Origin of the sequence: Chitinophaga sp. CB10 (assembly GCA_001870995.2) — a bacterium.
Classification (GTDB): Bacteria; Bacteroidota; Bacteroidia; order Chitinophagales; family Chitinophagaceae; genus Chitinophaga.
Genome location: MLAV02000001.1, coordinates 64,939 through 78,479 on the forward strand (window position 1 = coordinate 64,939; position 13,541 = coordinate 78,479).

At 54.3% G+C, this 13,541-nt stretch carries 8 protein-coding genes; 1 reads left to right on the top strand and 7 read right to left on the bottom strand.

Translation table 11 applies throughout. The features are described from left to right. Nucleotides 1–21 precede the first annotated feature (21 nt). Nucleotides 22–891 (top strand): aldose 1-epimerase family protein, encoded by an 870-nt coding sequence (locus BOC67_RS00230; protein WP_291906092.1) that lies wholly within the window; start codon nt 22–24, stop codon nt 889–891. A gap of 122 nt (nt 892–1,013) precedes the next feature. Here the strand turns inward: BOC67_RS00230 and BOC67_RS00235 are convergent, their stop codons facing one another. The 7 genes from BOC67_RS00235 to BOC67_RS00265 all read right to left on the bottom strand — a co-directional run bounded on the left by BOC67_RS00235 (nt 1,014) and on the right by BOC67_RS00265 (nt 13,537). Further along, entirely contained in the window at nt 1,014–1,532 is a 519-nt protein-coding gene (locus tag BOC67_RS00235; RefSeq protein WP_291906094.1) for a hypothetical protein, read from the bottom strand. 75 nt (nt 1,533–1,607) lie between these two features. Next, nucleotides 1,608–4,706 (bottom strand): efflux RND transporter permease subunit, encoded by a 3,099-nt coding sequence (locus BOC67_RS00240; RefSeq protein ID WP_291906095.1) that lies wholly within the window; start codon nt 4,704–4,706, stop codon nt 1,608–1,610. A gap of 9 nt (nt 4,707–4,715) precedes the next feature. Further along, entirely contained in the window at nt 4,716–5,762 is a 1,047-nt protein-coding gene (locus BOC67_RS00245) for an efflux RND transporter periplasmic adaptor subunit (RefSeq protein WP_291906097.1), read from the bottom strand. Nucleotides 5,763–5,776: 14 nt separating this feature from the next. Continuing rightward, the gene (locus tag BOC67_RS00250; protein WP_291906099.1) at nt 5,777–7,141 is read right to left on the bottom strand and encodes a TolC family protein; all 1,365 of its coding nucleotides are present in this window, start codon (nt 7,139–7,141) and stop codon (nt 5,777–5,779) included. Between the two features lie 219 nt (nt 7,142–7,360). After that, nucleotides 7,361–7,975: a TetR/AcrR family transcriptional regulator gene (locus BOC67_RS00255; RefSeq protein WP_291906101.1), complete on the bottom strand. Its 615-nt coding sequence runs from the start codon at nt 7,973–7,975 to the stop codon at nt 7,361–7,363. 420 nt (nt 7,976–8,395) lie between these two features. After that, a complete protein-coding gene (locus BOC67_RS00260; RefSeq protein ID WP_291906103.1) occupies nt 8,396–10,636 on the bottom strand; it encodes a DUF4838 domain-containing protein in 2,241 nt (746 codons plus the stop codon). Nucleotides 10,637–10,648: 12 nt separating this feature from the next. Further along, nucleotides 10,649–13,537, bottom strand: coding sequence for a tetratricopeptide repeat protein (locus BOC67_RS00265; protein WP_291906105.1), 2,889 nt, complete (start codon nt 13,535–13,537; stop codon nt 10,649–10,651). Nucleotides 13,538–13,541 lie beyond the last annotated feature (4 nt).

Genomic DNA, 13,541 nt, shown 5'->3' on the forward strand with positions numbered 1-13,541 from the left:
TCAGCATTAAATCACTGTATCATGATTCGGCTTTCCAATGAAAAACTAACGGTTACTATCGCAGAAAAAGGCGCGGAAATTCAGAGTATTCTCCGCAATGATACCAACCTCGAATACATGTGGAGCGGTAACCCGGAATTCTGGGGAAAGAAAAGCCCTGTGCTGTTTCCCATCGTTGGCGGACTCCTCGGCAATAAATACACCTATAATGGCAACGAATACACGCTGGGCAGGCATGGGTTCGCAAGGGATATGAACTTTGTTGTCACAGAGCAGGGCCCGGACAGCGCGCTCTTTTCCCTGATAGATAATGAAGAGACGCTGAAGGTGTACCCGTTTCATTTTATCTTCAGCATCCGTTACGTGCTGGAAGAAAATACGCTTTCCGTTACCTACCACGTTAAGAATACGGGAGAGGATATGATGTACTTCTCCGTTGGCGCCCACCCGGCTTTCCGCGTGCCGCTGGCAGAAGGTTCCGAGTTCACGGATTACTACCTGGAATTCAATCAGCCGGAAACCGCCGGCAGATGGACGCTTTCACCCGGCGGGCAGATTGAAAGCATCGCCCTGCCATACCTCTCCAATACGCAAAGACTGCCGCTGAACAAGCCCATGTTCTATGAAGATGCACTGGTGTTCAAACACCTGGCGTCCAATAAAATTGCTATTAAAAGCGACCTGACTGTGTATGGCCTCACCGTGCAGTTCGACGGGTTCCCGTACATGGGCATCTGGTCAGCCAGGGATGCGGACTTTGTCTGTATAGAGCCATGGTGCGGTATTGCGGACAGTGTGAATACCTCCGGGCAGTTGTCGGAGAAGGAGGGGATAAATGCATTGCACCCGGGGCAGTTGTTTGACAGGACGTGGTCGGTGACGCTGTATTAGCCACGCTTGTATCAGTGCGGGGAGAGGGCGTTTCACCCCTTGTACCCCCATGCATAACAGCACGCCATAAAAAAAGAGGACACTTCTTCCGAAGCGTCCTCTTTCTATTTTTAACAGTATTCTTAGAAGTTATATCCCGCCTTCAAGCCCCAAAAACCACGGGTGCCATCCTTAAACCACGCCTCATACTTACCTTCCACATCCAGGCCCAGTAAGCGGATGCCAATGCCTGGGGCCACCAGGCCGCCCACGCCGTTGTAATCCTTACCTGCATATTGTACTGTACCGCCTTCTACTTTCGCATACAGCAGGGAGAAGATTTTATATCTCAGTCCAAGACGGATAGGAATCGCTTTTACATCCGCCCAGTCCTGGCTGTTGCCATTGGTATCCGTATAGGATTTACCGCCGAAGTACATGTAACTCACAGAACCCACAGCAGTTAAACCAGCCACCAGTTTAATATCGGCGCCGATGCCTATGCCATAACCCGTTTTATTTGTTTCACTGAAATCTCCGGTGGGGAAACCGGCTTCTACAAACGGACCAATGCTAAATCTTTTTAATTGTGCCTGCGATGATTGTGCAGTGGCGCAGATCAGTAACAGGAAGGCAGCAACTGCCTGGAAGATTTTTTTCATAAGATCTAATTTTCAAGGATTTGGTTTGTGCCAATTATGTGTAAATGTACATATTCCCTGATAATTTCCAACTATTTACGCTTCTGCCAATTCCATCATTTCCGTTGCTACGGTTTGTTTGCCTGCCGCTGCCTCCACTTCAATTTTAGGCGGAATCAGCTTGTACACCACCGGTGTTACAATGCGGGACAGCAGCGTGGAACTGATCAAACCACCTATCAGCACGATGGCCAGCGGCGCAATCAGCGGATTGGTACTGATGGCGATCGGAATCAGTCCGCCGATGGCCGTTAACGAAGTGAGTACGATCGGGAGAAACCGCACTTCCCCCGCCTCGCGTATCGCGGATTCAAGGCTATGCCCCTGCCGGCGCAGCTGGTTGGTAAAGTCCACCAGCAGGATCGTGTTCTTCACTTCAATACCCGCCAGCGCTATCAACCCGATGATGGCAACGAACGACAGGGAATTACCGGTAATCCACAGCCCCAGCGCCGCGCCCACAATGCCCAGCGGTATTACGGACAATACAATCAGCGTACTCTTAAACGTTTTGAACTCCAGGATCAGCACCGCCACAAACATGAATACCGTTACAATGATGATGGTCATAAACCCGCCGAAAGAATCCTTCCGGCTTTCCACTTCCCCGCCCATCTCGTAGCTGTAACCTGCCGGCAACTGCAGCTTGTCCATCTGCCCGATGACATCGTTGATCACCTTATCCGCCAGCATGCCTTTCTTTACAAAGGCCGTAATCGCTATCATCCGGTTCTTCTCATGGTGGCGGATCACCAGGGGAGAGGTCTCCATTTCCAGCGTTGCTACCTGCGACAACGGGATGGCTACGCCCTGGTTATTGTTCACAAACAGGTCCCGGAAGACATCCAGTGTAGGCTTGCCCGTTTTCTCCCTCGTCAGCAGGATGTCGTAGTCGTTATCATTCTTATCATTGTAGCGGCCCAGGTTGATGCCGGCCACGGCCAGGCGCACCGTCCTGTCAATGCTGGCCGTCGGGATGCCCAGCTGCTGCGCTTTTTCGCGGTTGATCCTCACCCGGATATCGGTCTTCAGGTGGGAAACCTGGTTGTTGATATAGATGGCGCCCTTAGTTTTTTCCAGCATCTTTTCCACCTTGTCCGCCAGTACGCGGAGCGTATCCAGGTTGTCCCCAAACACGCGCACTTCTACCGGCGCGGCCATGGGCGGCCCCTGTTCAAAGTTTTTCACCTCGATCTTAGCGCCGGGGTAAGGCGTCCATTGTTTGCGGAGCTTTTCGATCAGGTCCAGCTTCGCGGCAGGACTCGTATGCGGGTCCAGCTGCACGAACAGCTGCGCATAATCGCTCCGCTCATTTTCCGGCACCTCGTTGTAATAAATCCTCGGGTTGCCTTTGCCGATATTGCTGGCTACATATTTCACCGCGCTTTCCTTACGCAGCACCGCTTCCAGGTTACGGGCAATGCTGTCCGTATATTCCAGGCTGCTCTGCGGCGGCGCCATCACGTTCACCAGGAACTGCGGCTTTTCCGAAGAAGGGAAGAGGCTGAAGCCCACCACCTGCAAAATACCAATGGAGCCGGCAAAGATCACCAGGGATACGATCACCGTCAGCACCGGGCGATGCAGGGCCTTATCCAGCAGGCGCGCATAACTGCCATGGATCATTCTTTTGAGCGCGCGCATGAAAATATTTCCTTCCGGGTTGGCATGCTGTTTCAGCAAACGGCTGGCCAGGAAAGGGATGATCGTCAGCGATACCGCCATGGAAGCCAGCACGCTGAAGATCACGGCCAGCGGCAATCCGCGGATGAAATCTCCTGCGCCTTCCGGCATGAATACGATCGGCATAAAGGCAATGATGAGGGTAGCGGTACAACCTACCACCGCGAGGCCTATCTGGGAAGTGGCTTTCAGCGTGGCTTCCATGCGGCTGTGCCCTTCCAGCATCCAGCGTTCAATGTTTTCAATCACCACGATGCTGTCGTCCACGAGGAGGCCGAGCGCTACTACCAGCCCTACAATGCTAAGCTGGTTCAGGTTATAGCCGAAGAGCTGCAGCAATACAATCCCGATACTGAGCGACAATGGAATGGAGATCATCACGATGATGGCCGGGCGTTGACCCAACGGCAACAGGGTGATGGCCACCAGGAGGATGGCAATGAGGAAGTCCTTCCCAAGCCCCGCCAGGCGGGAGTTAACAGCATCCGCCTGGTTAAAGTACGTTACCAGGTCAATATTTGCCGGCAGCGTTTTCTTAAATGCCGCAATCACTGGTTCATATTCCAGTTTCGTTTTACTGATGTTTTCCCCGGTTTTTTGCGCAGCGGAAACCACCACGCTGCGATGGCCGTTCAGCCGTACGAAATATTTCTCATCGTCAAATCCGTAGTACACGCGGGCAATGTCCTTCAGGAAAATATTCTTGCCGTTGGCGGCGGCTACGATGGTGCTTTCAATTTCTTTCAGGTCGTTGTAATTGCCGCTGGTTTTGATATTGAAGCTCTTTTCCCCTGCGTCGATACTGCCGCCGGGGATGTTGGCCATTTCGCTCTCCAGCGCGCCCATCACGGCATCCACGGGGATGTGCAGCTGCGCCATTTTATCCAGCTGCAATTCCACCCGCACCTGCTGATCAGGCAAGCCATGAATTTTTACATTCTTGAGCGCCGGTACTTTTTCCAGGTTTTCCTGGAGCTTGTCCGCATAAAAGCGCAGCTGATCGCGGGAGGCGTTTTCTGAAATCAGCGCCGTTTGCAGGATGTTTACATCCGACGGCTCCTGCTTCTTCACCTCTATACTAAAAATATCCGACGGCAGCTGGCTCCGCATGGTGTTTACTTCCCGCACCAGTTCCTGGTATTTCTGCTCTACGTCGGAGTTGTATTTGTAATCCACCTGGAGGATGGCCACGCCATCGTTGATGGTAGTACGAAGGCGTTTGATGTTTTCCAGGCTGTAGATATTTTTTTCCAGCGGGTCCACCACCAGGTCCTCCATATCCTTGGGGCTGGCGCCGGGGTAGATCACGACGACGGAGAACTGCGGGGATTTCATCTCCGGGTCCTCGGAGCGCGACATATTCATGATGGTACTGATGCCCAGCACGATGATCATGATGAATATCACCAGCGTAAACTGGTAATTTTTTACAGCGTATTGAGAGATTTTCATGAGAGCGGATTATTGGATGATGCGAATGGGAGATTGGTCTTTAAGGTACGCGCTGCCGGAGATGATCAGTTTGGCCGCGGTTTCAATACCGCCGCTAATCAGCACCTGGTCTTTTTCCATACCGGCAATGGTAACCGGCACTTTGCGGGCAGTCTTGTTATCGTTGGTGACGAATACAAAACCGCTGCTGCCGTTGCCATCCAGCAGGGCGGCATATGGGATCCGCCAGAAGCCGGAGGTATCGGCGGCAGCCGTTTGTATGGTACATCTGCCAAACATGCCGGCGGCAATGGCGGCGGGTTTGGCGCCGTCCAGCTGTACATCGATGGTGAAGGTGCCGCTCTGCGGATCTATCCCTTCTGATTTACGTATAACCGTAGCCGGTAGTGCGGCGCCTTTGGCGGATTCGGTTTCAATGGAGGCTTTATCGCCTTTTTTCACGCTGGCCCATTCGCCATCGCTAACGCCTATACGAAGTATCCAGTGCGCGTTTTGAGCGCCGTTGATCTGGAATACGGGCGTACCCGGACTAATCACCTGCCCCGTGTTGGCCAGTTTATGCAGCACATAACCGTCTTGCGTGGCGTGTATGGCGGAGTAGGAGCGGTTGAAGTTGGCGGCGGTCAGTTGCTGCTGCGCCAGGTCCAGCGCGGTTTTGCTGTTTTGCAGCTGTTCCAGCGTAGCTACGCTGTCTTTATAGAGGTTGTTGGTACGCTGGTAATCCCGTTGCGCTTTTTCAAAGGCCAGCGTAGCCTGCTGTACCTGCGCGTTCACTTCCGTGAGGTTGAGCGTGGCCAGCAGCTGCCCGCGGCGCACGGGGTCGCCCTCTTTCACTAAAATACTATTGATGATGCCACCGGTTTTAAACGAGAGGTACACTTCATCATCCGTCGTGAACTGCCCGGAGGCGTGAATGGTTTGCGCGCCGCCATGCTGTTGCAGGGCCATCGTTTTCACGGGAATGATAACAGTACTGTCCTGCTGAACGGCGGTTTGTTTGCTGCCGCAGGCGGCCAGCAGTGCGGATATTGCTATAGCGATGGGAAATTGTTTCATGGGAGTGTGATTTATTATTTGTTATCGTTAATCGGGTAAGATGCCTGCGCTCTTTCTACGCCGGCGTAAGCGGTTTGTACGGCTGCCTGCGTAACGGAAGTCTGCAGCCGGGCGGTGGTCAGCTGGTTTTGCGCATCCAGCAGTTCCAGGTAGAGCAATTGCCCTTCCTTGTAGGTCTTCAGCTGGTCGCGGTAATACCGCTCCGCAAATTCGAGCTGACTCTTAGCACTGTTGTAATTACGTATAGCCGTGCTGTAATTATTGCGGGCCTGTTGCAGTTGCAGCCGGAGCTGGTCCTCCGTTTGGGAAGCCTGCATGGCCACGGACTGCATATTGGTTTCCGCCTGTTTGATACGGTAGCGGCTTTTGTGAAAATTGAAGATGTTCCATTCCAGGTTCACCCCGAAGAAGTAGTAACGGGTGCTGTTATCGAAACGTTCCGGCGCGCCCTGGCTGCCAAGGTCCAGGAAGGTGTTGAGTTTGGGAACAAGGTAGCTGCGCTGCAGTTTGGTGTTGAGTTGTAACGCGCTTACGGCATGTTTGAACTGCTGCAACTCTTCACGGCCGCTAACATCCGCCGCAATGGCTTGCTCTGCAGGAATGGCCAGCAGCGAGCTGTCCAGCTGAATACTGTCCTGTAAGCCGCGGTTCAGCAGGAAGTTGAAATACGCTTTCGCATTTTCCCGGGCGTTGATCGCTTCGTTGATGGAGGCTTCCGTCTTCTCCTTTTCCGTGCGGGAGCGGTACAGCGCCGTATTGTTGCGGACGCCGTTGCGCACCAGGCTTTCGTTGATGCGGATATTTTCATGGATAAGCGAGAGCGCGCTGTTGTAGATCGCTACCGCCTGGGTGGCCTGGTAATACTGGAAGTAGGCGGCTTTCACCTCCTGCACCAGCTGGCGTTTGAATACGTTTACCGCTGCCTGTTGCTGGCTTAGCTGCTCTTTTTTGATCTGCTGGTTGTAGTAGATTTCCGCGTTGATCAGTGGCATGCTGGTGCGTAGCTTCGTGTCCAGGAAGTTGTCCGGGTTGAGCTGAAACTTTTCGTTGTTCAGCGTCCCGAAATGATGGCTGTTCGTCAGCTGGTTGAGGGTGGAGTACACGGGGTTCATCATATCCCCCAGGGGCAGGTCTATCGTTCTGCCGCCGGCCGATTTAACATAGCTGCTCAGCAGCGATACATCCGGACTGAATAATGCTTTCGCTTCTTTTAAGGCATACAGCGATCTGTCCAGCTGTATGTACTGCTCTTTCAGGCTCTTGTTGGATTGAAAGGCTTCCCGGATGTAATTGTCCAGGACGGATTGCTGCGCCCGGGCGCTGAAACTCATGACTACAGCGCTAATTAACAATGCTCCTTTTGTTATTAATGTTGACATTATAAACAGTGTTTATTAATGTTGTTAAAAAAAATAGCCAGGCGGCTATAGTTAAGATGCTACGGTGGAGCGGCATATAAGGGCGCTCCTTTCCCTATTGAATTATTTTATCGTTGTTGATATAATGAACAGTGTTCAAAGCTTGTGTTTAAAAAAAGCCCGGAGGGCTTTGGCGTTGCTATGCAGGCTAACCTGGTGCGGCTCAACCAACGGTAACGGCTACACTTTAATCGTTGCCAGGTAATGCTCCACGGCCTGTCGCATTACGATGGGAATGACCTCTTCACCCAATTCCGCGATTTTGATCCTGCAACGCAGGTTCAGGCTGATAAACCCATGCGCAAAGGCCCAGATGCTCAGCGTGGCGATCATGGGATTATCAAAGCGGATCAGCCCTTTTTCCACGCAGCTGATCACGTTCTCACGGAGCAGGGTAAACGCATCCTGGCCGTTATCCCATTCGGCGTCCTTCTGCACGGAGTTCATCGGCGCTTTGATGATGAACATCAGGTCATACAGTTCCTCGTATTCGCGGGCAAAATCCAGGTAAGCCAGGATCAGCTGCCGCACTCTTTCCAGGGGATCTTCAGCGGTAATGCGTGCGCGCAGGTAATTGGCCAGCTTTTGAAATGCTTCCCCCTGTACGTCATACAGCAATTCATCCTTATCTTTGTAGTAGAGATAAATAGTGGCCGGGCTGTATTCAATTTTATCAGCAATGTTCCGGATCGATACTTTTTCATATCCCTCCGCAACGAACATTTCTATTGCCGCATCTACGATACGCCGCCGCATTTCTGCCTTCTCTCTCTCTTTTCTTTCTGTAATGCCCATTGAAAAAGTTTACAGTGCAAATATAATGAACAGTGTTTATTATTTCCAAATTAATTTTCAAAAATTTTTGAAAGGTTTGAATGTCAAGCGGTTGGAGTGCGGAAGTTGCGTTCGCCTGCCGTCCTTGCGGCTTATTCATAGTTTTTAGTGGGTGGGGGAGATGGCAACCCGCATCTGCCGCTGTACCTGCCCGGTCACAGGTTCCCGGCACGGTAGCATTATGCCGTTGCAGCCAGCCGGGCCCCAGGCAGGCGTGACTATTTTAAACGCGGGGCTACGCGTACCCGGCATGTACGCATTTCGTGCGGCTCGCAGCCATGGCAGCAGGCATAGCTCCTCCTGTTGATTTACCGGGACCACGCTCACCGCGGCATTAATTTCTCCCCCTAAAAAAAATTAAGGGTCGCTGGCGACTCCCGCTCACAACACCACCACCTCATCGCAGCAAACCGCCGGCAGCTTGTTCGGGATCGCCCGCCAGTCCGGCATCTTCGGCGCACAAACCGCCGTCACCCGTACGTACCTCGCAGCCTTGCCGCCCGCCTGGAACTTAAAATTCCGGATTGCCGCCGTGTAATCCTCTTCCGCAGGCAGCCCGCCCGTTTGCGTGCCGATTTTCGTATAGTCCAGGCCGTTAGCCGATATTTCAATCGTGATTTGCTGAGGCAGGAAGATGTTATGCCGCGCATCCTGCAGGAAGTTCAACTGTACGCTGCGCACCGTCTTACTCCCGCCCAGGTCAATGGTCGCGATCATATCCTTGCCGTAAGTGAACAGCCAGTTGTAACTGAAATCCAGATCGCCGGTGAGCCCGTCCGTCAGCGTTTTCTCCTTCATAGGGCTGTACTCCGGCGTATAGGCGTTCACGAGCGTCACGGGCGCTTTAAACGCCAGGCCGCCCACCCAGGGCCGCCGCATCAGCGCCTGCCACTGCGCCAGGTACGCCTCGGGGGAGAGGCCTCCTTCTGACAATTCCTTCACCCCGGCCGCCTTCGCCTGTTCCGCAAACCGCTGCACCCTTGCCGGCCATTTCGGATTCACCGTATAGCCGCCACCGTTAGCAGGCACGAGGTAGCCGAATTTTTCGGTGCCGTACATGCGCGACTGCTGCAACACCGTGTATTCCAGTGGCAGCCTCGCCCGGTACACCCGCCGCAACGCCGCCGTATCGCCCTCCGCGGCCGCTTCCGCCCGGTCCAGCAGGGTGGAATATTGATCCAGGTTGGCAGGGGAGAGGTAATCCTTCCCGCTGTAAATAGGGCTGCCGTAAATATCCAGCACCGCCCCGGTGGTCTTGACCGCAGCCGTCAGCGCCTGTAAGTATTGCTGCATCGGCGCCGCCGCCGCCCGGTAATAATGCTTCATGAAATCGGCCGTTACCGCGCCGGCATCCGCCCGGGTGTTCCAGAGCAAGGCCGCCTGCAGGTAGCTGTTATACTCCGCCATATCCCCGTAGGTATCCCCGCTGCCCTGGCTAAACACGCCCCGCACGCCATGCGCGGCAAAATATTGCAGGTTGGCCGCCAGGTGGTTGTAGTCCGGGAACGGACATAAATAATTCGTGAACTGCGTGGTATAATCCCAGATAAACAAATGGCTGCCCAGCTTTTCCCATGCAGCCAGGTTCCTGCGGAAATCCGCTGCGGAAGGGGCTTCCGCCAGCGGCGTTTGCCGGTATGCATCAATTGTACTCAATAAAATATACACATTGCCGGCAGGCTTCGTTTTTGCCGGCGCCTTGCTCGTATAGCCGTAAGCGAGGGTCGTAAACCTCGCCTGCGGAAAGGCCGCCGCCACGCGGTTTACAAAGCGTATCAGCGAGCCGGACTGGCTGCCTTCCTCCGTATCCGCCTTTTTACATTGGTCGCAGGTACAGCCGCCAGGGCCGTCTTCCGGGGAAATGGACCAATATATCGCATCCGGGTTATCCGCCATGGCCTTTTTAAAATAAGCCACCGTCAGCCGGTACACCGCCTCGTTGCTGAGGCATAGCTGCAATGGCTGCCGCCGGCCGTTGACCATGGAATAGTATTCCGGGTGCGCGGCAAAATAAGTTGCGGGCGGTAGTATCTTGAAATAGGAATGCCCCCAAAGGCCCCACAGATCCTCGAATCGCTGCAGCCCATGCCATTCCAGGTACTCCGCATCTGCGGACGCAGGGTAGTAGCTCTCCCGGTAAATAAAATCCGGTTCGCTCAGATCCTGCATATTCCCCGGCAGGCTGATGTCCTTACTCACCGGCGCCACCGCCGGCGCGCCGGGCAACTTACGGCAACGCATATACGCTTCAGCAAAATGATACGCGCCATATACGACGCCCTTGCCGCTGCCACCCCGGATGTACAGGGCCTGGCCCGATACGCCGGTATAATAGCCGTCATCTTTTATCTTTTCCGGACCGCTGCTTTGCCGCGTGTTCCCCACGTAAATCGCCTGCTTACCGCTGTAGCCGCCCTCCTGCAGGATAGGCAGCTTGGCGCCGGAGGCCCGCAGTATATATTCCTGTACAATCCCCGCGGCCTTGCGCTCCGCCCCGGAAGGGCTTGCCGGCGTTACAATCACATACGCGCTCCTGCCGCCCGTTACCAGCGGGATGTCGCCGCCGGGGGCGCCACAGCCGGCGCTAAGCATCATCATCACGGAAAGGAATAAACTGCTCATTGAATACATCGGTTAGAATTTACGCATAAACAGCAGGTAGATATCGTATTGGTTGCGATATTGATTATCCGCTATCTTACTGTTGATCCAGGTGCCGTACAAACCCAGTGTAGTCCTGTATTTGATCACTTTCTGGTAGCCCGCCGCCACGCTGTGCGTGAGCAAGCCGGACAGCTCCGGTAAATTGATCAAACGGCTGCGGTCATCCGGAGAGGTGCCAATGCCGGCAATGAGGGATACAAAATCCTGCCGCCTGGCATCGGTGTAATACCGCGTCGTCAGGTTAAACGAAGTGTAGACATCCGATTCCTCGCTGATCACGTAAGCCCTGAAATTCACCCAAAAATCCCCGAAAGGTTTTGCGATGCTGGCCACGCCTGCAATGCTGGAAAGGCTGTCCAGGTTCAGGTAGCGCACGCCCAGCTCGCCCTCCACCTCCTTGCCGAATGTTTTGAACAGGGAGTAACCGGCCCGCAACTGCGGGAACACCACCTTGTTGGAATAAGTGACGAGGCCGTAGCTATAGAGCTTCGGATTATGCACATAATACATCTCCGCCTCGCCCTGCAACCCGTTGCCATCCTTGCGGCCGGCATAATCCAGCCGGAAGGCATAGGAGCCGCCCCGCTTCATCAGCCGCCGGTATTCCACGGTAGCAATGTTGTATTTGTTCGACGTATAGTCGTAACTGCTATTCAGGTAGTATAAGCCAAACTGGTTGCGCAGGGTTTTATTATACAGCTGGTCGTAATAATCTTTATTGGCCGCGGTTGGGTACTTGCGTGCCAGCGTATCCGCCGCCAGTGCGGCATTGGAGTAGTCTTTCCTGTTTTCCAGCGTCACGGCCCGTTTCAGCAGCAGGGCTTCATTGTCCGGGTAATACCGCAGCCCTTCCTGTACATAAGCCAGCGCGCTGTCGTACCGCTGCTGCGCATTCAAGAGGTTGATACTGCTTTGCAATGCCAGGGAATCCTTCGGGTTCAGCGCCAGCACCTGCTGGTACATATACAGGGCGCTGTCCGCCTGCTGCGCTTTCTGGTAGGCGCTTGCCGCAGCCAGTAAGGAATTCGTATAGGCGTCCCGGTATTTGGAGAGGTAAGGGTAACGCGCCATCAGGTCCGCCGTAATGGCCGCCGCTGCTGTGTTTTGGCCAAGCTGCTGCAAGGCGCCGGCTTTTTTCAGCAGCAGGTCTTTATCGTTCGGATAATATATTAACGCGTTGTCCGCATAGTACACCGCGCTGTCCGCCTTGCCGGTAGCGCTTTGCATGTTGATCATATAATCCAGCGCATCCCGGTTGTCCGGCTGGGCGGCCAGTACGGCGGCAAACTGTTGCTTGGCCGCTTCGTATTCCTCCGCCCGCATGAGGTTGCGCCCCATGCTCAGGCGCAGGTCCACCAGGGAGCCTTTGTACTTTTCATCCCCCGGGCGCCGGGCGCTGAGTTGCCCCAGCAGCTCCGCCGCAGCTTCGTACTTGCCGGAAGCCTCCAGGATAGCGGCTTTGCGCAGCAGGAACTTTTCGTTGTCCGGGTAGTAGGCCAGTGCGTTGTCCACCGCTTTCAGCGCGCCTTTATTGTCTTTCAGCAGCAGGTAAGTATTTGTTACCAGGGATAATAAATTAGTATCCTTGGGAGAGGTTTGGAGTCCTGACTGAAATGCGGCCAGCGCCAGGTCGTACTGCTCTTCCTGTAAATAGGCCCTGCCGGCCCGTAGCTGCAAATCGGTCAGCCGTTCTTTCAGGTCCGCATTAGGGCTGCGCCGGTACAGCATCTCCGCAATCGCGGCAGCAGCGCTGTATTTATGGTCCGCTTCCAGGATGTCCAGCTTAAAGCCCAGGAGGCGGCTATCAGCGGGGTTCGTACGCAAGCCGCGGTTGATCCACGCCAGGGCTTCCATATAGGCGCCCCTGGACATGGCATAGCCGATCACTTTATCCAGCGCTTCCCGGTTGTTCGGGTTCTTTTCCAGCACGGAGGTATAAAGCGTGTAGGGGTCGGCGTTAGCATAATAGGCCGCCGCTTCCATGCGCAGCGCGCTTTCTATGCTGCGCGCCTTGGCGTCGTTGGGGTATTTCCGGTAGATCTGTTGCAGTACGCTGAGCGCTTCCGCATACTGGTGCATTTCCTGCAACAGCCCCAGCTTCTTCATCAGCAGGTCATAATTATTCGGTTGCTGCGCCAGCTGGCGGTCCAGGATGGCCAGGGCTTCCGTGCGGTTGCCTCCCTTGAGTTCTGTGCCCAGCGTGGCTTCGCGGGCGTCTTTATTGTTAGGGTCTACCGCCAGCACCTTATCGAAGTTGCTGCGCGCCAGGGTGTAATTTCCGTTTTTCTGGTGATAGTAGCCCGCTTCCAGGTAGTGATTGATATAGGCGCGGCGTACTACGGTATCCTCGGGGAAGTTGTCCATCAGCGTTTCGGCGTAGCCGTCCGCCCGGCGGAGCTTCCCCTGCGCGTCCAGGATGTTTATCTGCCGGATCCTGAAATCCCTGTTGCCGGGGAAGTTCAGCAGCGCTTCATCCACATAGCATTCCGCCTCTTCATACCGGCCGGTGGTCATTTCCACGTTGATGCCGTAGTAATAGGCGTCCTTGTATGTCGGATCTTTGTGCAGCACTTTTTTGATGTATTTCCGGGAGAGGTCGTATTGCCCGGTGAGCATGTACAACCTCGCCAGCAGCAGCTCCTGGTCGATGTAGTTGGGTTCTTCCTTCAGCGCTTTTTTCGAGAGCTCAATGGCCTCCGCATAGCGCTGTTGCTGCGTGGCGGCCAGCGCCTGGTTGTAGTATTGCTCTGACTTGTTCTTTACCTTCTTCAGTTGAATAATCTGCCCCTGTGCCGTTATGGCAAAGCTCACCAACAATAGCGCTACGATATATTTATACGGCATTACCTTCACATGCATGGAT